The organism is Aeromonas sp. QDB34 (genome assembly GCF_027705405.1).
GTDB classification, from domain to species: Bacteria; Pseudomonadota; Gammaproteobacteria; order Enterobacterales; family Aeromonadaceae; genus Aeromonas; species Aeromonas hydrophila.
This window is the reverse complement of record NZ_JAPDBT010000006.1, coordinates 131,278-154,008: the sequence shown is the minus strand read 5'-3', so window position 1 is coordinate 154,008 and position 22,731 is coordinate 131,278. Positions and strand designations below refer to the sequence as shown.

Below are 22,731 nucleotides of genomic sequence, written 5' to 3'. Positions count from 1 at the left end.
AATGAAAAAGATGCTGACCCTGTTTGCCGTGATCCTGGCCATTGGCCTGGGGGCACCCATTGCCGAGGCCAAGAAATTTGGCGGCGGCAAATCCTTTGGCAAGAGCTATAAAACGGCTCCGGCCCAACCGGCCGCCAAACCCGTCGACACCAAGAATCCCACCGTGGGCGCCCAGGCACCCAAGAAGGGCGGCATGATGGGCGGCCTGCTCGGCGGCCTGCTGGCCGGTGGTCTGTTCGCCTACCTGCTGGGCAGCGGCGCCTTCGAAGGTCTGCAAGGGATGGACTTCCTGCTGATCGCCCTGCTGGCACTGGGAGCCGTGTTCCTGATCCGCACCCTGCGCAAGGGCAAGATGGCGGCGCCACAGCAGCAGACGGCCTATGCCGGCTATCAGCCGCCCCAGAGTACGGCGCCCCAGCAGTTCGAGCAGAACCACAGCGCCCCGCAGGCCACCGGTTTTGCCGACAGCGACGTGCCGTTCCGCCTGCCGCCAGGTTTTGACATGAACGGTTTCCTGGCCGGGGCTCGCGATCACTACCGCACCCTGCAGGAAGCCTGGAACAAAAACGATCTGGAAAAGGTACGCGAGTACGTGAGTCCTGAGCTGTTTGAACAGCTCAAGGCCGAGCGTGCCGAGCTCACCGGTGAGCAGCATACCGAAGTGATGTATGTGGACACCCAGCTGGTGCGCGCCGACTACGGCAGCGACTGGGCCCAGGTCAGCGTGCGCTTCAGCGGCCGCTACATGGATCGCCAGGAGCAGGTCGAGGAGGACATCAAGGAGGTGTGGCACCTCGAGCGCAACCTCGCCAAGGACAATGCCCCCTGGCATATCGTCGGCATCGAGCAGCTGTAAACGCGCTTTCCCTGCGATGACAAACAAAGGCGGCCTGCGGGCCGTCTTTGCTTTTTAGCATTTCCAGCTCCCTGCACCCGCCCATGCCACCTCTTGTCCCGGCTATGAGATTGAGGTGTGATTGTGTAGTATGACCGACCTTTTTTTGTTCAATTGACTCTTCATCGAGGCGTGGCCCATGGCTCTTCCCTTTCTGCGTCGCAGCAACATGCCTCGTCTCCTGGCCAGCCTGCTGTGCTGCGCCACCCTGATCCTCATCTCCCTCGTCACCCTCTACTGGCAGACCTGGTCGATGACGCGCCAGCAGGCCCAGACCGCCGCCGAACGCGCCATGACCCAGATCGACAGCGCGCTGCACCACTCGACCCTGGCGGCCAAGGCGGCGCTGCCGCTGGCCAGCCGTCCCTGCCGCGAGGTGGCCCGCGAGCTGCGGGTGCTGGTCGCCACCTCCCCCTATGTGCGCTCGGTCAATCTATCCCGCAACGGTCGCCTCTACTGCTCCTCCATCTTCGACGAGATCGATCTCAAAGACCGGCTGCAGAACAGCCAGCACGAGCTGCTCAGATTGGAGGCGGTCACCCAGCTCGGACGCAAACCGTCGCTGCTGTTCTACCACCTGAGCGAAGGGGATCATGCAGTGGTGGTCGCCATCAACCCCTATCATCTGAGCAAGCCGTTGCAGTGGCACCTCGCCGGCCCCCACAGCTGGGTGCAAATCGGTGAGCAGTGGCTCGACCTGCAGGGCAAGGTACACGATGGCCAACCGCCCAGGCTGAGGGGCTTCAACTACCGGCTCGACTCGGCTACGTTCGGCTACAGCCTCAACCAGGGGTTCCCGCTGAGTGCCGTGCTGGCCATGACCCTGCAAAAACAGGGCAGCATGGTGCTGCTGATCCTGGCCCTCGGGGGGCTGGCCGGCCTTGCCACCTACCGCTGGTGGAGCCATATCTCGACCCCGACCCAGGAGCTCAGGCGCGCCATCATCAAGCAGGAGTTCGTGCCCTATCTGCAGCCCATCGTCGTCAGCCAGAACGGCCAGCTGCATGGCTGCGAGGTATTGATGCGCTGGCAGCACCACCGCCAGGGACTGATCCGGCCGGATCTCTTCATTCCGCTGGCGGAGGAGAGCGGCCTCATCATCCTGATGACCCAGACCCTGATGCAGCAGGTGCGGCTGCAGTTTGCCCCCCACGCGGCGGCGCTGCCGCCCCGCTTTCACTTCAGCTTCAACATCTGTGCCCGCCACTGCCAGCAGCTGAGCCTGCTGGATGACTGCCGCAGCTTTCTCGCCGCCTTCACCGCCAACCCGATCACCCTGGTGCTGGAGCTGACCGAGCGCGAGCTCATCACCCCCAACCACCTCACCGAGCGGCTGTTTGAGGAGTTGCGGCAGATGGGGGTCAGGATCGGGCTGGACGACTTTGGTACCGGCCACTCCAGCCTCGCCTATCTGCAGCAGTTTCACGTGGACTATCTCAAGATCGATCAGAGCTTCGTCGCCATGATTGGCACCAATGCCCTCTCCCGTCATATTCTTGACAGCACTATCAGCCTGGCGACCCGGCTGGGGCTGCAAACCATCGCCGAAGGGGTCGAGACCCAGGAACAGGCCGACTTTCTGGTCGAGCGGCAGGTCGATTACCTGCAGGGCTACCTGTATGGCCGCCCGCTCACCCCGCAGCAATTTCTGCAGCAGCTGAGCCCCACGCCTGCGCCTTGAAGCCCCCCTGATACCAATGGGGTTGCATTGACACCCATGCTGGCGGAAAATCCCCGCCGCGCCTTCCCCTGCTCTGCCAAATAGAGCAAACGTTTATTTGCTTTATTAATGTGCAGTAGCTCAAAGGAATCAGCTCTGTTTATTTCCAATTATTACTTTTTGCCTAGAATCGCCACACTCCTGTCATGCAGGAACGATATACAGGACTATAACAACAAGAGGAATATTACCGATGAAGAAGACGCTACTGGCCGTCACCGTCTCTATTACCCTGTTCGGGCTGACCGCCTGCAATTCAGAAAACAGCAGCAAGGAACATATTCCGCTGGATCTGACCATTGCCCACATCAATGATACCCACGCCCACCTCGACCCGACCGAAAATGCGCTGGCGATCCAGCCCACCGGCCAGGAGCTGTTCAAGTTCAACGCCAAGCTGGGCGGCTATCCGCGCCTGAAGTTCAAGCTGGACGAGCTGCGCAGCCAGGCTGCCAACGAGGGCCGCAACTTCATGGTGCTCAACGGTGGCGACGCCTTCCAGGGCACCCTCTATTTCACCCAGTTCAAGGGTGAAGAGGAGTCCCGGCTGCTCTCCGACATGGGTATCGATGCCATGGTGCTCGGCAACCACGAATTCGATCTGGGCAACCAGGCTATTAAAGACTTTGTCTCACGGGTGAATTTCCCGGTATTGGCTTCCAATATGGTGAAATCCAGTAGCGCCACCCTGAAGGACAGTGAAAATATTCACGAATATGTCATTAAGGAAGTCAATGGCGAGAGCGTGGGTATTTTCGGGCTGGTGCTGGAAAATATGCATGACATCTCCTCACCGGATACCGACACCAAATTCCTGCCGATGATTGAGACCGCCCAGAAAATGGTCGACACCCTCAAATCCAAGGGCGCCAACAAGATCATCATGGTCACCCATATCGGCCTGCAAAATGACCAGGCGGTCGCCAAGGCCGTCAACGGCATCGACCTGATCGTCGGCGGTCACTCCCAGACCTTCCTCGGCGACATCACCGAGCTCAACAGCATCGGCTACACCGCCCACAACCAGAACCCGGCCGACGACAACACCTATGCCCAGATCGTCAGCAACCCGGACGGCGGCAAGACCTGTATCGTGCAGGCCGGCGAATGGGCCAAGGGCTACGGCCTGGTCAACGTCTCCCTCAGCAAGGAAGGCCAGCTCACCAAGTGTGAGGGCCGCAACACCCTGATGACCGGCGACGACTTCACCAAGGAAGTGGCCAAGAAGAAAGTGCCGCTCAGCGGCACCGAGCAGACCAACGTGGTCGACTTCATCAACAAGTCCCCGGTCATCGAGATCGTGCCGGAAGACACCGCCATGCGCGATGTGATCGACACCGAGTACAAGCCAGCCGTGGCCGAGCTCGAAGCCAAGATCATCGCCGACGTGCCGACCAAGCTGACCCACGTGCGCGTGCCGACCACTCCGGACGGCGCCGGCCTCATCGATCCCCTGGTGGCCGAGTCGCTCTACTGGAAGCTCAACAAGCTCAACACCAAGGTCGACTTCACCATCCAGAACGCCGGTGGTGTGCGCGCCGACGTGAACGCGGGCCCGCTCTCGGTCGGTTACGTGATGGGTACCCTGCTGCCGTTTGGCAACAAGATCGCCGCCTTCAACCTCAAGGGCAAGGACGTTCGGGCCACTCTGGAGTACGCCGTTGACTACTCCATCGGTCTGGAGACCGGGATCGCCGCCTCCAGCGGTGCCTTCCCTTACGTAGGCCACCTGAGCTACACCTACGACGGCAAGCTGGCCAAGGGCTCCCGCATCACCAAGCTGGAACTGCTGGATGCCAACGGTCAGTGGCAGCCGCTGGATGACGAGAAGGTGTACCGGGTCGGTGCCAACACCTACATCGCTTCCGGCAAGGATGGCTACAACGGCCTGCTCAAGCGTGAAGAGCTGCCCAACAAGGGTGACTACGTCGACTCCGGCGTCGGTGAGAACGAGATGTTCATGGAGTATGCCGAGTCCCAGGGCACCCTCAACCCGCTACCCTACGCGACCGTGACCTACTACAAGCCCTGATCCGGTTCACAAGCTGTTGCAACGGCGCCTGAGGGCGCCGTTTTTATGGCATACTCCCCGCCAATCGATGCCGAGGAGACCCTTTGATGGCGAAGTACGACAAGATTTCCCCCGAGACCCAGCAGGAGGCGATGAAAATTGCCCGTGCCAACCAGAAGCCGGGGCAGACCAAGGAGCAGACCCAGCGGATCGCGCAGGGGATCCAGAAAGGCATAGACGAATACAAGAAACAGATGAAGGTGCGGGCCCGCGAGGCCAGCCGTCAGAAAAAACTGCAGGCCAAGGCCAAACAGTCCCACGCAGCGCCGCAGGATGAGGAACCGGACGACATCGTCGAGCTGGTCGAGGTTTCTCGCCAGCATCCGCTGCCCTGGCTGCTGCTGGCCATCAGCTGGCTGGGCTTTGCCGCCTGGTTCTGGCTGCGCTGAAGCCCAGGCCGACAAACCTTTGCCCGGGATCTGCTTCACAGCCCGGGCCCTTGTGGCTGGTCATCCCCGCCTCGGGCTGATTAAATCCCGCCACTGCTGCTCACGCCTTTTTTCAGGATACCCGTTATGAACCCGGCTCCACTCTACCTGCTGGCACCCCTGGTGCTGTTTATCGTGACCCTGCTGCTCTATCGCATCTCGCCGCTGCGCGCCGTTGCGGCCGGCAGCGCTCGCTGGTTTATTCTGCCGGCCTTCACCCTCTTCATCCTGCTCATCATCATCAATGGTGCGGCAGACCCGAGCCTGCGCAACCCGGCCTTTCACTGGCTGATGCCGGGGCTCGGCTTCGCCCTCAGCCTGTTCCCGGCCCTGCCCAAGGCGCTGGTACCACGGCTCGCCATCAAGGAGGGAGCCTTCGCCGCCCTCGGCCTGATGTTGATGAGCCTGGCCATGGTCTACTGACCGGCTCGCCACTGATATGAACATGACTCAAGGGGCACTCTGTGACGGGGGCCCCTTGTACAAACAATGGCCTGCAGGCATCTTGGGGGGAGGATAGCCAGCAAGGAGGCCAAATGGACAATCCGCCCGATTTCATGGCGCAGTGGGATTATCGGGATCCCGCCGCCAGCGCCCTGCGTTTTCATGCCCTGTTGCCCGAGGCGCGCGCCGCCGCCGATCTGCAGTACGAGCTGGAACTGCTCACCCAGATAGCCCGCACCCATTCACTGCAACGCCAGTTTGCCGAGGCGCATCAGCTGCTCGACGAGATAGAACCCCGCCTCACCGACGCCACCCCGCGAGCCCGCCTGCGCGCCCTGCTGGAGCGCGGCCGCACCTTCAACTCCGCCGGCGACAAAGCCAGCGCCAAGACGCTGTTTGAGCAGGCCTGGCAGCTGGGGCTCAAGCACAAGGAGCTCTATCTCGCCATCGATGCCGCCCACATGATCGCCATCGCCGCACCGCTGGAAGAGCAGAGCCGCTGGCATCAGCTGGCGATGGAGCTGGCCGAGCGCAGTACCGATCAAAAGGTGCGCGGCTGGCTCGCCACCCTCTACAACAACCAGGGCTGGACCCTGTTCGAGCTGGGTCGTTTCGATGAGGCCAGAGGCTTCCAGCAAAAATGTCTGGCCTGGCACGAGCAGCACAACAACCAGGCCAAGGCGTTTATCGCCCGCTGGAGTCTGGCCCGCCTGCTGCGGGCCCAGGGGCAGCACGAACAGGCGCTGGCCGATCTGATGCTGCTGAAGGGTGATATGGCGGCCGCCGGGGTGGCGGAGGATGGCTATCTGTTCGAGGAGCTGGGGGAGAATGCGCTGGTACTGGATGAACCGGCTGCGGCCGAATACTTCTCCCGCGCCTGGTTCCTGCTCTCGCAGGATCGCTGGCTCAAGGCCAACGAGGCAGAGCGGCTGGCCCGCCTCAAGCTCCTCGCCAAGCTCTAGCAAGCGACCACAACAAACGCAGCGGGGCGGCCAATGGGCCGCCCCGCACATTTATCCCTCGGGAGGGTGACTCCTCCCGACACCGGCCTCACGCCAGACTCGCCTCTTCCCAGCCCTGTTTCTTGCGATAGATGGTGGAAGGACTTATCTCCAGCAGCGCCGCCGCCTTGGGGATGTTGCCGTCACAGCTGGCGATGGCCTGCTCTATGGTCTCTTTTTCCACCAGCCAGAGCGGGCGGATCGGGGCATTGGCCACCACCACGGCACCGCTGCCGGTCGCCGCTGCAGCGGGGATCGCCGCCAGCAGGCTGCCACGGCTGCCGTTAAGCGGAGGCGGCAAGATGTCAGGGCTCACCAGCTCGCGATCGTTGAGCACCACTATGTTACGCACCACGTTCTGCAGCTCGCGCACGTTGCCGGGCCAGGGGTAATCGAGTAGCACCCGCGCCGCCTCGGCATCGAAATCCTTGAAGCGCTTGTTCTCTTCCTTGGCATAGCTCTGCAGCAGGGTTCGCGCCAGCAGCAGTATGTCCTCGCCCCGCTCGCGCAGCGGCGGCAGGCTGAGGGGGATGACGTGCAGCCGGTAGTAGAGATCCTCGCGAAAACGCCCCGCCTTCACCTCCAGCAGGGGATCCCGGTTGGTGGCGCAGACGAAGCGCACGTCGACCGTCTCCAGCTTGCCGCTGCCGACCCGCTGCAGAGTACCGGTCTGGATGAAGCGCAGCAGCTTGCTCTGCAGGTCCAGATCCATCTCGCAGATCTCGTCGAGAAACAGGGTGCCGCCGTCCGCCAGGCTGGCCGCCCCCTTGCGATCCCCCTGCGCACCGGTGAACGACCCCTTCACGTGACCGAAGATCTCGCTCTCCATCAGGTCGTGGGGAATGGCGGCGCAGTTGAGGGCGATGAAGGGCTGCTCGCGACGAGGGCTGCACTGGTGGATGGCCTCGGCGCACACCTCCTTGCCGGTGCCGCTCTCGCCGGTGATGAACACGGTCGCCTTGCTCGGTGCCGCGCTCTCGATGATGCGATAGACCGCCTGCATCGGCATGGAGGCACCGATGAAGCCGGCAAACGAGCTGCGCTCGAAGTTCTCCCGGTACTGGGCCACCAGCGAGCTGAGCTGCTGGTGCTTGAGGGCATTGCGTGCGGTGGCGCACAGCCGCTTGCCGTCGAATGGCTTGGTCAGGAAGTCGAAAGCGCCAAGCCGCATCGCTTCCACCGCCACGTCCACCGAGCCGTGGGCGGTGATCACCACCACCGAGCAGGGCAGCTGCTGCTCGGTGATCTGCTGCAGGATGTCCATGCCGGACATGTCGGGCAGCTCAAGATCCAGCAGCACCACCGGTGGCGGGCTGCTCAGCAGCTGCGCCAATGCCTGCTGGCCGCAATCGGCCCGCAGCACCTCGTAGCCATCCTGGGCCAGATACTGTTCATAGACCACCGCCAGACTGCGGGTATCTTCCACCAACAGGACTCGAGGTTTGCTTTCAGCCACGGGAGCCATCCTTGCAATTGATTTTGTTGTCTATTTCGGGTGTCGTTCGCCATGTTAGCACAGTTGGCGATACTCTCTTTTATCCCGCCATTCGGGCGGCGTTACAAGTAAAAACGGCTCCCTAAGGAGCCGTTTTTTCAACGTTTTCCGCTTACTTCTTGGCGTTGTCGCCATCGGCAGCCGGCTTCTCGATAGCCAGCAGCTCAACGTCGAATACCAGCACGGCATTGGCCGGGATGGAACCCGCACCGTGTTCGCCGTAGGCCAGCTTGGACGGCAAGAAGAACTTGAACTTGGAACCGACCGGCATCAGCTGCACGCCTTCGGTCCAGCCCGGGATCACCTGGTTGAGCGGGAAGGTGGCCGGCTCGCCGCGATCGACGGAGCTGTCGAACTTGGTGCCGTCGGTCAGGGTACCGGTGTAGTGGACCTTGACGATGTCGGTGGCCTTCGGCTTGGCGCCGGTACCCATCTTCTCGACCTGGTATTGCAGGCCGGATTCGGTGCTCTTCACGCCCTCTTTCTTGGCGTTGGCAGCCAGGTACTCTTCACCCTTCTTCTGGTTTTCCACGGCATCCTTGTCAGCCTTGGCCTTGGTCAACTCGTTGATCTTGGCGTCGTACTGCTGCAGAACCTTCTGGATCTCCTCGTCGGTCATCTTGGCTTCTTTGCCCAGACCGTCGGTCACACCCTTGAGGATGACGCTGTTGTCCAGCTTGATGCCGAGTTCCTGCTGACGTTCCAGGGTATTGGCGATATAACGACCCATGGAGAGGCCAATTGCATAGCCGGATTGCTCTTCAAAGCTCTTGGCTTCAGCCTTGGGAGCCTCTGCCGGCTTGCTGGCTTCTGCCTTGACCTCTGCGGTGTTGGTCGCAGCAGGTTTCTCATCTTTTTGGCAAGCAGTCAGACTCACGGCAACTGCCGCGGCCAACAGGGACACCTTCAGAAAATTGTTCATCAGTTTCTCCAAAACTCTAAATACCGCTCTCGGTTCCTTCGTGAAATGAGAGGTTTATCGTGATAAGCGCCTTATACTAACGCCGTGATCGCAGGTAACGAAAGCATGAGACAGGAAAAATGATAAAAAGTGCCATTTATCTCGTCGCGATTTGCCTGATACTGACAGGCTGCGAACAGAGCTCATCGCCGGACCGACAACTGACCCTCGCCAACCAGGGGCTGCTGAGCGCCGATCTGGCCAGCGACGGCAAGCAGGCCATCGTCTCCAGCCTGAGCCAGGGCACTGTGGTGTGGGACCTGGAACAGGGCAAGGAGCGCTGGCGCTGGCGCCAGTCCGACAATCCGGACAACTTCATCATCATCACCCGTTTCTCGGCGGACGACAGCCACGCCGTGACGGCCACCCCCGACAGCTTCGGGATCTGGCGCCTGCAGGATGGCCAGTCGCAAGGCTACTATTCGCTTCCTGAATCCAGGCTGAGGGACATCGCCCTGTCGGCCGACGGTCGCCAGGTGCTGATCGGCCGGGAAGACGGCAAGGCGGAAGTGGTGGATACCCGCAGCGGCCGCCGGCTGCAGTTTCTCGGCCACACCGAGCAGGTCAACACGGTGGATCTCTCCCCCAATGGCCGTTACGCCCTCACTGGCGGCAACGACTACAGCGCCTACCTGTGGGATACCCGCTCAGGCCAGGTGGTATGGCGCTTCAACCACGCCGGTCGGGTGGTGCTGGCCCGGCTCGACCCGAGCGGACGGCTCGCCTTCACTGCCGACAGCCGCCAGGCCAGCATCTGGGACCTGACAACCGGCAAGGAGCTGAGCCGGTTGCAGTTCGATCACCGCTTCGAGGTCTACACCGCGGCGCGTTTTGCCAACGACGGCAAGTGGCTCATCACCGGCGCCCCCTCCCGCCAGCTCTCCCTGTGGCAGGTGAGCGACGGCAGCCTGCTGCAGAGCTGGCGCGTCTCGCCCCATCCCAGGGTGAAACCGCCGAGCGCAGTGGTCTACGGCGTGGCTTTGCGCGACAATAGCCACCTTGTCAGCGCCAGCTCCAGCGGCCTGGCCGAAATCTGGACTATCAAGTAAGGACCAAAAGGCCCATGAGTCAGCAATTAAACGATCGCCTCGAAACCCTGGAAAGCCGCCTCGCCTTCGCCGAATACACGGTGGAGCAGCTCAACGACGAGGTCACCACCCAGGGCCGCGAGCTGGATCGCCTCAAGCATCAGATCCAGCTGCTGGTGGACAAGCTGCAGAGCGTGCAGCCGAGCCAGATCGCCAGCATGGCCGAAGAGACCCCGCCGCCGCACTACTGATGAGTGCCAGCCATAAAAAAACCCGCGCCAGGCGCGGGTTTTTTTATCATCGGCAATGCCGTGATCAGTGCTGATGGCCCTTGCCACCGCAACCGCCGCCACCGCAGCAGCCGCCGTGACCGTGGTCGTCGCCGTGGTCATGACCGTGATCGTGGCCGTGATGGCCACCACCGCAGCAACCGCCGTGCTCATGACCGTGGTCGTGATCATGGTCGTGGCCATGATCGTGACCGCAACCACCGGCACCGTGAACGTGGCCGTGGGCCAGCTCTTCGGCAGTGGCGGCGCGCACGTCCTTGATCTCGACCTTGAAGCCCAGGGTCACGCCAGCCAACGGATGGTTGCCATCCACCTTGACGAACTCTTCGGACACTTCGATCACGGTCACCGGGCGGTGGCCGTCGTCGGTCTCGGCCACAAAAGTATCCCCTTCAGACACTTCCATGCCGTCGAACAGCTCGCCGGGCACTTCCTGCACCAGGTTCTCGTCGTACTGGCCATAGGCCTGCTCCGGCGTCAGGGTGACGTCGAACGCCTCGCCCACGCTGCGACCTTCCAGCTCGGCTTCGAGGCCGGAGACCAGATAACGGGTACCGTGCAGATACACCAGAGGCTCTTTACCGACAGTGGTGTCGATGACTTCACCGTGTTCGTCGGTGACCGTGTATTCCAGCGTAACCACGCTCAGGGGAGCTACTTTCATGTCAGGGATCCTGCGGATAGAAAAAAACGGGCCCAGAATACCTCAAAAAGGCAGACAAGCATATGGTCGGTCCGGCTTCAGCATGATGAAAAAGCAATCAACAGCCACCAGCCCGACCGGCGTGCCATCACCTTGATGGCTGGCACTCACTCGGGACGAAACACGCCGATTACCTGTTCCGTCTCCCGGGTCACCTTGTCCACCTCGGCCTGGGTCTGTACCTGGGTATCCCCGCACTCGACACAGGTCACCTTCTCGACTCCATGCTCCATATACAGCATCATGGTGTCCATTTTGCCGCACGCCGGGCAGACCGCACCGGCAATGAAGCGTTTTTTACGTCTGGTTTCCATTTTCGTTACCTCCAGGCAGCATCATATCAGGGTTTTTACATGCATCACGCCATCGAATATCAGCATTTTTCCACTTCGCATCTGCAAGTCGGTGCCCGCAAGCGCGTGCCGGTGGGCCAGCTGCTGCGGATCACCCGGGGCGCGGCGCTGCTGCGCCTCGGCGCCCATGAGTGGCTGATGCCGACGGGCAGCCACTTCTGGCTCTGTGCCGATGCCCTGGCCGCATTCACTCCGCTGGTGGGCTGCCAGCATGATCTGCTGACCTGCTCGGTACGCGTGGAGCAGCCAGAGCGGGCGGGCTGGCTGCAGCCCACCCCGCTGCTGGCGGCGCTGCTCGACGGCCTGGCCCAGTGGCAGCGCCCCCGCGACTGGCAAGGTGCCTATGGCCACCGCTTGCAGGTAATTCTCGACGAGCTGCCGGCCTGCCCCATTGCCCCCCAGCCAGACAATGCCCTGCAGGCCGCCTGGCAGGCGCTGGCAAACGGTCAGGAGGGCAGCGATGCGGCATGGCAGCAATGTCTGGCGCAGCGTGGCCTCAGCGACCCCGCGCTGGCGGGCGATGCGCTGCGCGCCCAGTGGCAGCTGCTGCAGGCGGTGCGTCTGCTCAAAAGCGGCAGCCAACGCGCCCAGGTGGTGAGCAAGCTGGGTTATGGAGATGAAGCCGCGCTCGCCCACGCCTGCCAGCAGTGGCTCGGCACCCCGCTGGAGGCGTTGCAGGCGCGCTGAACTCCCCGCCCATGAGGGCCCCAGGCAGTGCGCACAGGTGCGGATTGCGGCAATAAATGGATGAAATGAGTCCAGTTTTGCGGCCAATGGTCGTTAATAACCACAAGGCCATTTCTTCTATAATCCTTTATGCTAGGGGCCTGAATTGACTGATACCGTTTTGACTCACAGGACATCTGCCATGAAAAGCAAGGCCAACCAATCCCAGGGCATGTTGCTGTTTCATCTCTCGGCCAAGCAATCCTTCGCTATAGGCACCCTCAAGGTGAAAGAGATAGTGCCCTACACCCAGCTGACGGCCATGCCGCACTCGCACCCAACCGTGCTCGGCGCCGCCAGCATGCGTGGCACCACCATCCCGGTGATCGACATGGCCATGGCGGTGGGTTATCGCCCGATCAGCAAGGAAGAGATGCCGCACTGCTTCATCATCATCACCGACTGCCGCCGTACCCTGGTGGGCTTTCTGGTGCGCGGCATCGACAAGATCACCGAGTGCAACTGGCGCGACATCGAGCCGCCGCCCGCCACCCTCGGCCACAACGTGTTCGTCACCGGCGTGACCCGGGTCAATGACCAGCTGATCCAGCTGCTGGACGTGGAGCTGATCCTCTCCCGGGTCTATCCGGACGATCCCAGCCACCTCTACCCGGTGCTGACCGACGTGCAGCGGGAGCGGATCAAGCCGATGCGGATCCTGCTGGTGGATGACTCCTCGGTCGCCCGTCGTCAGCTGATGGCGGCGCTGGACTACATCAACATCCCCTACGAGGTGTGCACCAACGGCAAGGATGCGCTGACCCTGATGCAGACCCGCGCCAGCCAGAAGACCCCCATCGACATCCTGGTGAGCGACATCGAGATGCCGGGGCTCGACGGCTACGAGCTGGCCTTCGAGGTGCAGAGCGATGCCAAACTGGCGGGCGCCTACATCATCCTGCACACCTCGCTCTCCAGCGAGATAAGCGTAGAGCGAGCCCATCAGGTGGGCGCTCACGAGGCGCTGACCAAGTTTGAAGCCAACGAACTGATCCAGGCCATGCTGCGCGGTGCCGAGCACCACGACAGCCTGCCGGCCTGATCCCGACGGCGAGCAGCCCGGCTTCTCGCCGTTGCCTTTTCTGTCCCTGTCACCCCGCGGACCCAGCATGCTGATCGAAAGCCACTTCCACGCCCCCTGGTGGGCGCGCAATCCCCATCTGCAAACCATTTTGCCCAAGTGGCTGCGCCGGCAACCGGCCCGTTTCGTGGCGGAGCGCTTCGAGCTGGCGGACGGCGACTTCGTCGATCTCGCCTGGAGCGGCGCGATCAGCCTGGATGAGCGGCCGCTCATCGTGCTGTTTCACGGGCTGGAGGGGAGCATTCACTCCCACTATGCCAAGGGACTGTTCGCCCACCTGCAACGCCAGGGCAACGAGGCGGTGCTGATGCACTTTCGCGGCTGCAGCGGCGAGCCGAACCGGTTGCTGCGGGCTTATCACTCCGGCGCCATCGAGGATGCCCAGGCGCTGATCGCCGAGCTGGGCCGCCGCTTTCCCGGCAAACCGCTCATCGCCATCGGCTATTCGCTGGGGGGCAACATGCTGGTCAATCTGCTGGCGCGCGCCTGCCCGAGCGAGCTTAAGGCGGCGGTAGTGATCTCGGCGCCGCTGCGGCTGGACAGCTGCGCCGATCGGGTCAATCAGGGCTTCTCACGGGTCTATCAGAGCTATCTGCTGCGCACCATGCGCCACAACCTGCAGCAGAAGATCCAGCGGCAGGCGGCGGCCGGCTCCCGCTGGCAGCCGCAGCAGGTGCGCGCCATCGCCACCCTGCGCGACTTCGATGAGCAGGTCACAGCGCCACTGCACGGTTTTGACAGTGCCGATCACTACTATCAGCGCTGCTCGGGCCTGGGCATGCTGGCACAGATCCCCATCCCCACCCTGGTGATCCACGCCGCCGACGATCCCTTCATGACCGAGGCGGTGATCCCGCAGGCGGAGCAGCTCTCCCCCATGGTGCGCTACGAGCTGAGCCACCAGGGCGGTCATGTGGGCTTTCTGCACGGTACGCCCTGGCGACCGCGGTTTTGGCTGGAGGAGCGGATCAGCCAGTGGTTGCAGGAGCAGACTCAGGGGGCGAGTCGATAGCCGTTGCGGCCAGCCTCCTTGACCTGATAGAGCGCCTCGTCGGCACGCACCAGCATGTCGGCGATGCCATCCTGCCCCCCGTGCCACAGGGCGATACCCTGACTCACGGTGACCCGATCCGACACTTCTGACAGCGCATGAAGGATGCCTCGCCCGGCCAACGCGGCAGCAATGCGTTTGGCGATGGCGCTGGCGGCCAGCGCATCGGCACCGGGCAATAACAGTACGAACTCCTCCCCGCCATAGCGGGCCACTACGTCGGCCGGCTGGCGAATGGCCTCGCGCAGGCAGTCGGCCACCGCGATCAGGCAGTTGTCCCCCTGCAGATGGCCGTAGTGATCGTTGAAGCGTTTGAAGAAGTCCACGTCCAGCAGCAGGATGGCAAACTCGCCGTGCTGCTCTCTCGCCTCCTGCAGGATCTGCTCGCCGACGTTGTCGAAGTGGCGCCGGTTGGCCAGCCCGGTCAGCGGGTCCCGCTTGGCCATGGCATCGAGCTGGCGGGCCAGGGTCAGGTTCTCGTGCTCACGGGACACCGCCAGTTCGAACCAGCCGTTGAGCATGCGCCTGCCCGTCTCCAGCATGATGATGAGGCAACCCACCGCCATCCAGTGCACCGCAGGAAACGGCACCTTGACCAGCAGCGCCTCCAGCAGCAGAAACAGCAGCGGCGGGGTGCTGAAGCAGTAGAACAGCCGCACTTCGCAATAGAGCGCCACCAGCGCCGTCATCAGCAACATGCCGATGAGATCGAACGCCAGGCTGAAACCGCCTCTCAGCTCCACCAGGGCGATGGCGTAGCCGAGCAGCGCCCAACCGATCCCCCACAGCAGGGCACCGGCACGCAGGCAGGGTTGCCAGATGGTGGGGGGCTGGCGGGAGAGCCAGTGCCAGAACAGCGGAAACGACAGGCAGGCCAGCGTCATCAGCACCAGCTGCACCTCGTAGCTCCAGGGCAGTACCCGGGCCACCACCAGATGGGCGTCCTGATAGACATAGAAGCGCGCCAGCAGGAACAGGATCGCCAGCTGGTTGACGGCCCAGAACCAGCGCAACCCCTTGCTCAGGGCGTGGCGACGAGACTCATACAGATGGTGAGCGAGGTGGCTGGAGAGACGACGTTGTTCATCAGAGAGCATGTTCATACCTGCTTGCTGCCATATAAATCCCTTGCGCTTGCTGCCGACAGATAGACAATACCCGCTCTCTGGTAACGGAAGATGAAACCATGATTATCCCCTGGCAAGAGCTGGATGCAGACACCCTCAACAACCTGCTCGAGCACTTCGTGCTGCAAGAGGGCACCGAGTACGGCGAACATGATGTCAGTCTGGCCGACAAGGTCGCCGATGTCAGGACACAGCTGCAGCAGGGGCTGGCCGTGATCGTTTACAGCGAGCTGCACGAAAGCGTGAACATAGTGCCCAAGGCGACCCTCGACCGGGCTCAGGTGGACGATATACCGTAATAGCCGGCCCATTGCCATCCCGATCTGGGTCTTGCCAGCCGGGCCGACACGATGGCGGCACCAACCCGACAGTTCCCGCCGGGCTGGCGCGTCCTTTTCAGAAAATAAAAATGGCCCTCCGCACTGGCGGAGGGCCATTTTTATTGTGAGCAGAGTGAGCTCTGCCGGATGTTGTGCATTGATTGGTGCCCCGCGGCAATATGCTGCGGGGAAATAGGCCATATCAATACCGGTTTAATTAATAGTGGCGAGCCATGCAGAGAACCTGGCCATAGCGGCAATATAAAATTAATAAAGTGAATCAGCTCACAATATTAAATAAATATGACAACGACGCTCACCGACAATAGTGACGAAAATAGTCTTGTTCAGCGTGAAGAGATGCCGCACTGCCATGGCACTGAAACATGGCGGCAGCGTGGCATGGTCTTTTTATTTCATTACCGATTCGCCCCGCCCAATGGCGTAGTAATGAAAACCATGATCTTTCATCCGGCCCGGATCAAACAGGTTGCGGCCATCGACGATCAGCGGATAACGCAACGCCTGCTTGATGGCGGCAAAATTGGGGGCCTTGAAGTGGTTCCACTCGGTGCAGATCACCAGGGCATCCGCACCAAACAGCGCCGCTTCCTTGGTGCCCATCAGCCGCAGCTTGTCACAGTTGCCGTAGATTTGCTGGGCCTCCTGCATCGCCTCGGGATCGTAGGCCTGCACGGTCGCACCGGCCTGCCACAACGCCTCCATCAAGGCCCGGCTCGGCGCCTCGCGCATGTCGTCGGTGTTGGGCTTGAACGCCAGCCCCCACAGGGCGATGGTCTTGCCGGCCAGGCTCTCCCCTTCGGCGCAAAAGAACGCGGACAGCAGCTCAAACAGCCGCGATTTTTGCAATTCGTTGACTCGCTCCACCGCCCGGATCAGCGGCGTGTCGTACTCCAGCTCCTGGGCCGTGGCCAGCAAGGCTTTGACATCCTTGGGAAAACAGGAGCCGCCATAGCCGCAACCCGGGTAGATGAACTGATAGCCGATGCGCTGATCCGAGCCTATTCCCTGGCGCACCATCTCGATGTCGGCACCGACTCGCTCGGCCAGCCCTGCCATCTCGTTGATGAAGCTTATCTTGGTGGCCAGCATGCAGTTGGCGGCGTACTTGGTCAGCTCGGCGCTGCGCACATCCATGAACAGAATGCGGTCGTGGTTGCGGTTGAACGGCTCGTAGAGCTCGCGCATCAGCTGGCGGGAAGCCTCGTTGGCGGTGCCCACCACGATGCGATCCGGCCGCAGGCAATCCTGGATGGCGGAGCCCTCTTTCAGAAATTCGGGGTTGGAGACCACGTCGAAGGCGAACGACTGATCCCGCTGCTGCAGGATGGCGTTGACCCTGGCAGTCACCTTGTCGGCGGTGCCCACCGGCACGGTCGACTTGTTGACGATGATGACGGGCCGATCGCGATGCAGGGCTATGGTCTCGGCCACCGTCAGCACGTGGCTCAGATCGGCGGAACCATCTTCCCCCGGTGGCGTGCCTACCGCCAGAAACTGCACATCGCCGTGTTTGACGGCCAGCACGGCATCCGTGGTGAACACCAGGGCGCCGCTCTTGATGTTGCGCTGCAGCAGGGATTCGAGACCGGGTTCATAGATGGGCACCTGGCCATCCATCAGGGCTGCCACCTTCTGTTCATCGACATCGACACAGATCACCTGATGACCGACATCGGCCAGTACGGTGGCCTGAACCAGGCCCACGTAGCCACTTCCAAATACAGTAATGTTCATATTGATACAACCAAAATGTCAGAGAAGATGTAATTTGGAAAAACAAGAGTTGGGGGGGTTATAAATATTTATCACATTACCTAAGATGACCGCACCAGTTAATTGTTACCAGCTGTTTCTGGACCATTGCAGGCCCGCTTTTATATCCGTATGTTGAGTAAAACAGTTTGGGGGAGCCCAATTTAATGGGCGCTGATTAATATTCTTCGTTGGATCTCTTATGCAAGATTTTCTGCCATTTTCGAGGCCCGCCATCGGTGATGCCGAGATAAGTGCTGTCTGTGACGTATTGAAATCGGGCTGGATCACCACGGGCCCGAAGAATCATGAACTGGAACAGCAATTCTGCGACACATTCGGCTGCCAGCACGCGGTCGCGCTCTGCTCCGCCACCGCCGGCATGCACGTCACCCTGCTGGCGCTGGGCATAGGCCCGGGAGATGAGGTGATCACCCCCTCCCAGACCTGGGTCTCCACCATCAACATCATCACCCTGCTGGGGGCCGAGCCGGTCTTCGTCGACGTGGACCCGGATACCCTGATGACCAGCGCCGAGCTGATCACGCCGCTCATCACGTCCAAGACCAAAGCCATCATCCCGGTCCACTACGCCGGTGCCCCGGTCGATCTGGACCCTATCCTCGACCTGGCACGCCAGCACGGCATCCCCGTCATCGAAGATGCGGCCCACGCGGTCGGCACCCGCTATCGGGAACGCTGGATCGGCGCCAGCGGCACCGCCATCTTCTCCTTCCACGCCATCAAGAACCTGACCTGCGCCGAAGGGGGCATGCTGGTGACCGACAACAAGGCGCTGGCGGACAAGGTTCGGATGCTCAAATTCCACGGCCTGGGGGTGGATGCCTTTGATCGCATGAGCCTGGGCCGCAAGCCGCAGGCGGAGGTGATCATCCCGGGCTTCAAATACAACCTGGCCGACATCAACGCCGCCATCGCCCTGGTGCAGCTGGCGCGCCTGCCCGAACTCAACGCCAAGCGGGCCGAACTGGTGGCCCGCTACCAGGAGCGACTGGCCGGTCTGCCGCTGGCGCCGCTCACCGTGCCGGGCTACCCCCACCTGCACGCCTGGCACCTGTTCATGGTGCGGGTCGACCCGGAACGCTGCGGGCTCGACCGGGATCAGCTGATGCAGGCACTGCAGGAGCGCGGCATCGGCACCGGTCTTCACTTTCGGGCGGCCCACACCCAGAAATACTACCGCGAACGCTACCCGACCCTCAGCCTGCCTCATACCGAGTGGAACTCGTCGCGCCTGTGCACCCTGCCACTCTTCCCGGACATGACGCTGGCCGACGTCGACCGCGTGGTCGCGGCCCTTATCGACATTTTGGAGTAATGCAACGTGAACAACACTGACATCAAGCTGGTTTCGGTGGTCATCCCCGTCTACAACGAGGAGGCCAGCCTGCCCGCGCTGCTGAGCCGGGTCACCGCCGCCTGCGATCTGCTGTCACAGGATTACGAGGTGATCCTGATCGATGACGGCAGCCACGACGGCTCCACCGAGCTCATCAGAGACGCCGCCGCCGTTGAGGGCAGCAAGCTGGTCGGGGTGCTGCTCAACCGCAACTACGGTCAGCACGCCGCCATCATGGCCGGCTTCGAGACCGCCAAGGGGGATCTGGTGATCACCCTGGATGCGGATCTGCAGAACCCGCCGGAGGAGATCCCTCGCCTGGTGGAAGCCGCCATGCAGGGCTACGACGTGGTGGGCACCATGCGCCGCAACCGGCAGGACTCCTGGTTTCGCAAGACTGCCTCCAAACTCATCAACAAGTCGGTGCAAAAGGCCACCGGCGTGCACATGAGCGACTACGGCTGCATGCTGCGCGCCTATCGCCGTCACATCATCGACGCCATGCTCTGCTGCCAGGAGCGCAGCACCTTCATCCCCATCCTGGCCAACAGCTTCGCTCGCCGCACCATAGAGCTGGAAGTGGGCCACGCCGAGCGGGCCCACGGCGAGTCCAAATACGGGCTGATGCACCTCATCAACCTGATGTATGACCTGGTCACCTGCATGACCACCACCCCGCTGCGTCTGCTCAGCATCGTCGGCAGCGTGGTGGCGGGCATCGGCTTTACCTTCTCCATCCTGCTGATCCTGATGCGCCTCATTCTGGGCGCCGACTGGGCCGCCGATGGCGTCTTCACCCTCTTTGCCATTCTCTTCACCTTTGTCGGCGTGCAGCTGCTGGGCATGGGGCTGCTGGGAGAATACATAGGCCGCATGTACACCGACGTGCGTGCCCGTCCCCGCTACTTCATCCACCAGATCGTGCGCAGCGCCACCACCCCTTCGCAACAGGAAGCTGAACAATGAAAGTCGTCGTCTTTGCTTATCACGATATCGGTTGCACCGGTATCGAGGCCCTGCTTGAGGCAGGCTACGAGATCCAGGCCGTCTTCACCCACGCCGATGATCCGGGCGAGAACCGCTTCTTCGGCTCGGTCGCCCAGCTCTGCGCAGAGCACAACCTGCCGGTCTACTCCCCCGAGGACGTGAACCACCCGCTCTGGATTGAGCGCATTCGCGAGCTGGCGCCCCAGGCCCTCTTCTCCTTCTACTACCGCAACATGCTCAAGCAGGCGATCCTCGACATCCCGACCGTCGGCGCCTTCAACCTGCACGGCTCCCTGCTGCCAGCTTATCGCGGTCGTGCCCCCATCAACTGGTGCCTGGTCAACGGTGAAAGCGAGACCGGCATCACCCTGCACCAGATGACCGCCAAGCCCGACGCAGGCGCCATCGTCGCCCAGCAGGCGGTGGCCATTGCCGACGACGACACCGCGCTGACCCTGCACGGCAAGGTGCGCCTCGCCGCCCGGGCGCTGCTGGAGCAGGAGCTGCCCAGGCTGCGCGCCGGCGACATCCGCCTCACCCCGCAGGATGAGAGCAAGGCCAGCTACTATGGCCGCCGCACCCCGGCCGATGGCGAATTGCACTGGCACCGCCCGGCCCGCGAACTGCACAACCTGGTGCGCGCCGTCACCCAGCCCTACCCGGGCGCCTTCAGCTTCGCCGGCGATCGCAAGCTGACGGTGTGGAAGAGCCACTGGCTGACCCAGCAGAGCGACAAGCAGCCGGGCACCATCCTGAGCCAGGAGCCGCTGCGCATCGCCTGCGGTGAAGGGGTGCTGGAGATCGTGGCCGGTCAGGCCGAAGGCGGACTCTATGTGCGCGGCGCCCAGCTGGCCCGCGAACTGGGGCTGGTCGAAGGGATGAAGATTGGCGCCAAGGCGAGCAATGCCCTGCGCAAGGCGCGGCTGACCCGGGTGCTGATCCTCGGCGTCAACGGCTTCATCGGCAACCACCTGACCGAGCGCCTGCTCCAGGATGGCGGCTACGAGGTGTATGGCCTCGACATCGGCTCCAGCGCGGTGGACCGCTTCATCGGTCACCCCAACTTCCACTTCGTGGAGGGGGACATCAGCATCCACACCGAGTGGATCGAGTATCACATCAAGAAGTGCGACGTGATCCTGCCGCTGGTGGCCATCGCCACCCCCATCGAGTACACCCGCAACCCGCTGCGCGTGTTCGAGCTCGACTTCGAGGAGAACCTCAAGATCGTCCGCTACTGCGTGAAGTACCACAAGCGCATCATCTTCCCCTCCACCTCCGAGGTGTACGGGATGTGCGACGATCACAGCTTCGATGAAGACAGCTCCCGCCTCATCGTCGGCCCCATCAACAAGCAGCGCTGGATCTACTCGGTCTCCAAGCAGTTGCTGGATCGGGTCATCTGGGCCTACGGCAAGAAAGAGGGGCTCAACTTCACACTGTTCCGTCCCTTCAACTGGATGGGGCCGCGTCTGGACAGCCTGGACTCCGCCCGCATCGGCAGCTCCCGCGCCATCACCCAGCTGATCCTCAACCTGGTGGACGGCACCCCGATCCAGCTGGTAGACGGTGGCGCCCAGAAGCGCTGCTTCACCGACATCGAGGACGGCATTGAGGCCCTGTTCCGCATCATCGAGAACAAGGAGAACCGCTGCGACGGCCAGATCATCAACATCGGCAACCCGGACAACGAGGCCAGCATCCAGCAGATGGCCGAGATCCTGCTCGCCAAGTTCGAGGCTCACCCGCTGCGCGACCACTTCCCGCCGTTTGCCGGCTTCAAGCTGGTGGAGAGCAAATCCTTCTACGGTGACGGCTATCAGGACGTCTCCCACCGCCGGCCGAGCATCGCCAATGCCCGCCGCCTGCTGGACTGGGAACCGACCATCGAGATGGAAGAGACCATCGGCAACACCCTGGACTTCTTCCTGCAAGGGGCGGTCACCACGGGAGTCGAGCATGACTGAGGTAGGTCTGCGGATCGACGTCGATACCTTCAGGGGGACCCGTGACGGGGTGCCCCGCCTGCTGCAACTGCTCGACAAGCATCAGGTCAAGGGGAGCTTCTTCTTCTCGGTCGGACCGGACAACATGGGGCGCCACTTGTGGCGCCTGCTAAAACCCCGCTTTCTGCTCAAGATGCTGCGCTCCAACGCAGCATCCCTCTATGGGCTGGACATCCTGCTGGCGGGCACCGCCTGGCCCGGCAAGTCCATCGGCAAGCAGCTCGGCTCCCTGATGCGCGACACCGACAGCGCCCGTCACGAGGTGGGGCTGCACGCCTGGGATCACCACGGCTGGCAGGCCAACACCGGGCGCTGGGACGAAGCCGAGCTCACTCGTCAGACCCGGCTCGGGGTGGATGCGCTCAACCAGATCCTGGGGCGCGAAGTGGATTGCTCCGCCGCCGCCGGCTGGCGAGCCGACCCGCTCACTACCCAGGCCAAGGAGCAGTTCGGCTTTCGCTACAACAGCGACTGTCGCGGCAGCGGCCTGTTTCGGCCCCTGCTGCAGGATGGCCGCCCAGGCACCCCGCAGATCCCGGTCAACCTGCCCACCTTCGACGAGGTGGTGGGCCATCAGGTAACGGTCGACGGTTTCAACCGTTTCCTGCTGGATCAGCTGGCGACCCCGCCGGCGCAGGGCCCGCACGTCTACACCATCCACGCCGAAGTGGAAGGGATAGTGATGGCCGAGCAGTTCGATGCCCTGCTCGGCGAAGCCAGGGCGCGCGGCATCCGCTTCGTGCCGCTCGGGGATCTGTTACCATCCGACCCGATCACGCTGCCGACCGGCCGGCTGGTCCGCGGCACCCTGCCCGGACGGGAGGGCTGGCTCGGCTGCAAGGCCGAAGCCTGAGATGAATGACGCCACCTCGGGTGGCAGGACTAACCATCGCGCTAATCACACCATG

At 62.4% G+C, this 22,731-nt stretch carries 22 protein-coding genes; 16 read left to right on the top strand and 6 right to left on the bottom strand.

Annotated features, from left to right (window positions below; translation table 11 throughout):
• Position 1: 1 nt before the first annotated feature.
• The 6 genes from OKC29_RS10875 (at position 2) to OKC29_RS10850 (ending at position 6,520) form a co-directional block, all read left to right on the top strand.
• Entirely contained in the window at positions 2–856 is an 855-nt protein-coding gene (locus tag OKC29_RS10875; RefSeq protein WP_073349085.1) for a Tim44 domain-containing protein, read from the top strand.
• Positions 857–1,034: 178 nt separating this feature from the next.
• Positions 1,035–2,576: an EAL domain-containing protein gene (locus tag OKC29_RS10870; RefSeq protein WP_073349083.1), complete on the top strand. Its 1,542-nt coding sequence runs from the start codon at positions 1,035–1,037 to the stop codon at positions 2,574–2,576.
• 232 nt (positions 2,577–2,808) lie between these two features.
• Positions 2,809–4,647 carry a bifunctional metallophosphatase/5'-nucleotidase gene (locus tag OKC29_RS10865; protein WP_042065251.1) on the top strand — a complete coding sequence of 613 codons (1,839 nt, stop codon included), beginning with the start codon at positions 2,809–2,811 and terminating at the stop codon, positions 4,645–4,647.
• A gap of 86 nt (positions 4,648–4,733) precedes the next feature.
• Positions 4,734–5,075 (top strand): DUF2956 domain-containing protein, encoded by a 342-nt coding sequence (locus tag OKC29_RS10860; protein WP_073349081.1) that lies wholly within the window; start codon positions 4,734–4,736, stop codon positions 5,073–5,075.
• 126 nt (positions 5,076–5,201) lie between these two features.
• The gene (locus OKC29_RS10855) at positions 5,202–5,537 is read left to right on the top strand and encodes a hypothetical protein (RefSeq protein WP_005303968.1); all 336 of its coding nucleotides are present in this window, start codon (positions 5,202–5,204) and stop codon (positions 5,535–5,537) included.
• A gap of 113 nt (positions 5,538–5,650) precedes the next feature.
• On the top strand, positions 5,651–6,520 hold the full coding sequence (locus OKC29_RS10850) for a tetratricopeptide repeat protein (RefSeq protein ID WP_073349079.1): 870 nt from the start codon (positions 5,651–5,653) through the stop codon (positions 6,518–6,520).
• Positions 6,521–6,608: 88 nt separating this feature from the next.
• On the opposite strand, the gene OKC29_RS10845 is transcribed toward OKC29_RS10850, so the two are convergent.
• On the bottom strand, positions 6,609–8,015 hold the full coding sequence (locus OKC29_RS10845) for a sigma-54-dependent transcriptional regulator (protein ID WP_073349077.1): 1,407 nt from the start codon (positions 8,013–8,015) through the stop codon (positions 6,609–6,611).
• Between the two features lie 151 nt (positions 8,016–8,166).
• The gene (fkpA, locus tag OKC29_RS10840; RefSeq protein WP_073349075.1) at positions 8,167–8,976 is read right to left on the bottom strand and encodes an FKBP-type peptidyl-prolyl cis-trans isomerase; all 810 of its coding nucleotides are present in this window, start codon (positions 8,974–8,976) and stop codon (positions 8,167–8,169) included.
• A 119-nt stretch (positions 8,977–9,095) separates the two neighbouring features.
• Here fkpA and OKC29_RS10835 point away from each other — a divergent pair, with 119 nt between their 5' ends.
• Together OKC29_RS10835 and OKC29_RS10830 are read left to right on the top strand one after the other, a co-directional pair.
• Complete coding sequence (locus tag OKC29_RS10835; RefSeq protein WP_073349073.1) at positions 9,096–10,064, top strand: WD40 repeat domain-containing protein; 969 nt, start codon at positions 9,096–9,098, stop codon at positions 10,062–10,064.
• Between the two features lie 14 nt (positions 10,065–10,078).
• A complete protein-coding gene (locus OKC29_RS10830; RefSeq protein ID WP_011704936.1) occupies positions 10,079–10,294 on the top strand; it encodes a SlyX family protein in 216 nt (71 codons plus the stop codon).
• Positions 10,295–10,358: 64 nt separating this feature from the next.
• On the opposite strand, the gene OKC29_RS10825 is transcribed toward OKC29_RS10830, so the two are convergent.
• Positions 10,359–10,997, bottom strand: a complete 639-nt coding sequence (locus tag OKC29_RS10825; protein ID WP_011704935.1) for an FKBP-type peptidyl-prolyl cis-trans isomerase — start codon at positions 10,995–10,997, stop codon at positions 10,359–10,361.
• 146 nt (positions 10,998–11,143) lie between these two features.
• The gene (locus OKC29_RS10820; RefSeq protein WP_011704934.1) at positions 11,144–11,350 is read right to left on the bottom strand and encodes a YheV family putative zinc ribbon protein; all 207 of its coding nucleotides are present in this window, start codon (positions 11,348–11,350) and stop codon (positions 11,144–11,146) included.
• Between the two features lie 39 nt (positions 11,351–11,389).
• Here OKC29_RS10820 and OKC29_RS10815 point away from each other — a divergent pair, with 39 nt between their 5' ends.
• From OKC29_RS10815 to OKC29_RS10805, 3 genes are all read left to right on the top strand, one after another.
• Entirely contained in the window at positions 11,390–12,076 is a 687-nt protein-coding gene (locus OKC29_RS10815) for a hypothetical protein (protein WP_123785004.1), read from the top strand.
• Between the two features lie 181 nt (positions 12,077–12,257).
• On the top strand, positions 12,258–13,157 hold the full coding sequence (locus OKC29_RS10810) for a chemotaxis protein (protein ID WP_011704932.1): 900 nt from the start codon (positions 12,258–12,260) through the stop codon (positions 13,155–13,157).
• Positions 13,158–13,224: 67 nt separating this feature from the next.
• Entirely contained in the window at positions 13,225–14,208 is a 984-nt protein-coding gene (locus OKC29_RS10805; protein ID WP_162275623.1) for a hydrolase, read from the top strand.
• On the opposite strand, the gene OKC29_RS10800 is transcribed toward OKC29_RS10805, so the two are convergent.
• Positions 14,190–15,350 (bottom strand): sensor domain-containing diguanylate cyclase, encoded by a 1,161-nt coding sequence (locus OKC29_RS10800; protein WP_162275622.1) that lies wholly within the window; start codon positions 15,348–15,350, stop codon positions 14,190–14,192. The two genes, OKC29_RS10805 and OKC29_RS10800, sit on opposite strands and share 19 nt — an antisense overlap.
• Before the next feature lie 83 nt (positions 15,351–15,433).
• Between OKC29_RS10800 and OKC29_RS10795 the strand changes: the two genes are divergently transcribed.
• Positions 15,434–15,673 carry a YheU family protein gene (locus OKC29_RS10795; RefSeq protein WP_043165088.1) on the top strand — a complete coding sequence of 80 codons (240 nt, stop codon included), beginning with the start codon at positions 15,434–15,436 and terminating at the stop codon, positions 15,671–15,673.
• Between the two features lie 432 nt (positions 15,674–16,105).
• On the opposite strand, the gene OKC29_RS10790 is transcribed toward OKC29_RS10795, so the two are convergent.
• Positions 16,106–17,452: a UDP-glucose dehydrogenase family protein gene (locus tag OKC29_RS10790; RefSeq protein ID WP_073349069.1), complete on the bottom strand. Its 1,347-nt coding sequence runs from the start codon at positions 17,450–17,452 to the stop codon at positions 16,106–16,108.
• Positions 17,453–17,672: 220 nt separating this feature from the next.
• Between OKC29_RS10790 and arnB the strand changes: the two genes are divergently transcribed.
• The 4 genes from arnB to arnD are packed head-to-tail and all read left to right on the top strand — an operon-like array spanning position 17,673 to position 22,676.
• Entirely contained in the window at positions 17,673–18,809 is a 1,137-nt protein-coding gene (arnB, locus tag OKC29_RS10785; RefSeq protein WP_073349067.1) for a UDP-4-amino-4-deoxy-L-arabinose aminotransferase, read from the top strand.
• 6 nt (positions 18,810–18,815) lie between these two features.
• Positions 18,816–19,796, top strand: coding sequence for an undecaprenyl-phosphate 4-deoxy-4-formamido-L-arabinose transferase (arnC, locus tag OKC29_RS10780; RefSeq protein ID WP_065476009.1), 981 nt, complete (start codon positions 18,816–18,818; stop codon positions 19,794–19,796).
• Positions 19,793–21,784, top strand: a complete 1,992-nt coding sequence (gene arnA / locus OKC29_RS10775; RefSeq protein ID WP_073349065.1) for a bifunctional UDP-4-amino-4-deoxy-L-arabinose formyltransferase/UDP-glucuronic acid oxidase ArnA — start codon at positions 19,793–19,795, stop codon at positions 21,782–21,784. Before arnC ends, arnA begins: the two co-directional genes overlap by 4 nt.
• Positions 21,777–22,676 (top strand): 4-deoxy-4-formamido-L-arabinose-phosphoundecaprenol deformylase, encoded by a 900-nt coding sequence (gene arnD / locus OKC29_RS10770; protein ID WP_073349063.1) that lies wholly within the window; start codon positions 21,777–21,779, stop codon positions 22,674–22,676. Before arnA ends, arnD begins: the two co-directional genes overlap by 8 nt.
• Positions 22,677–22,731: the final 55 nt, after the last annotated feature.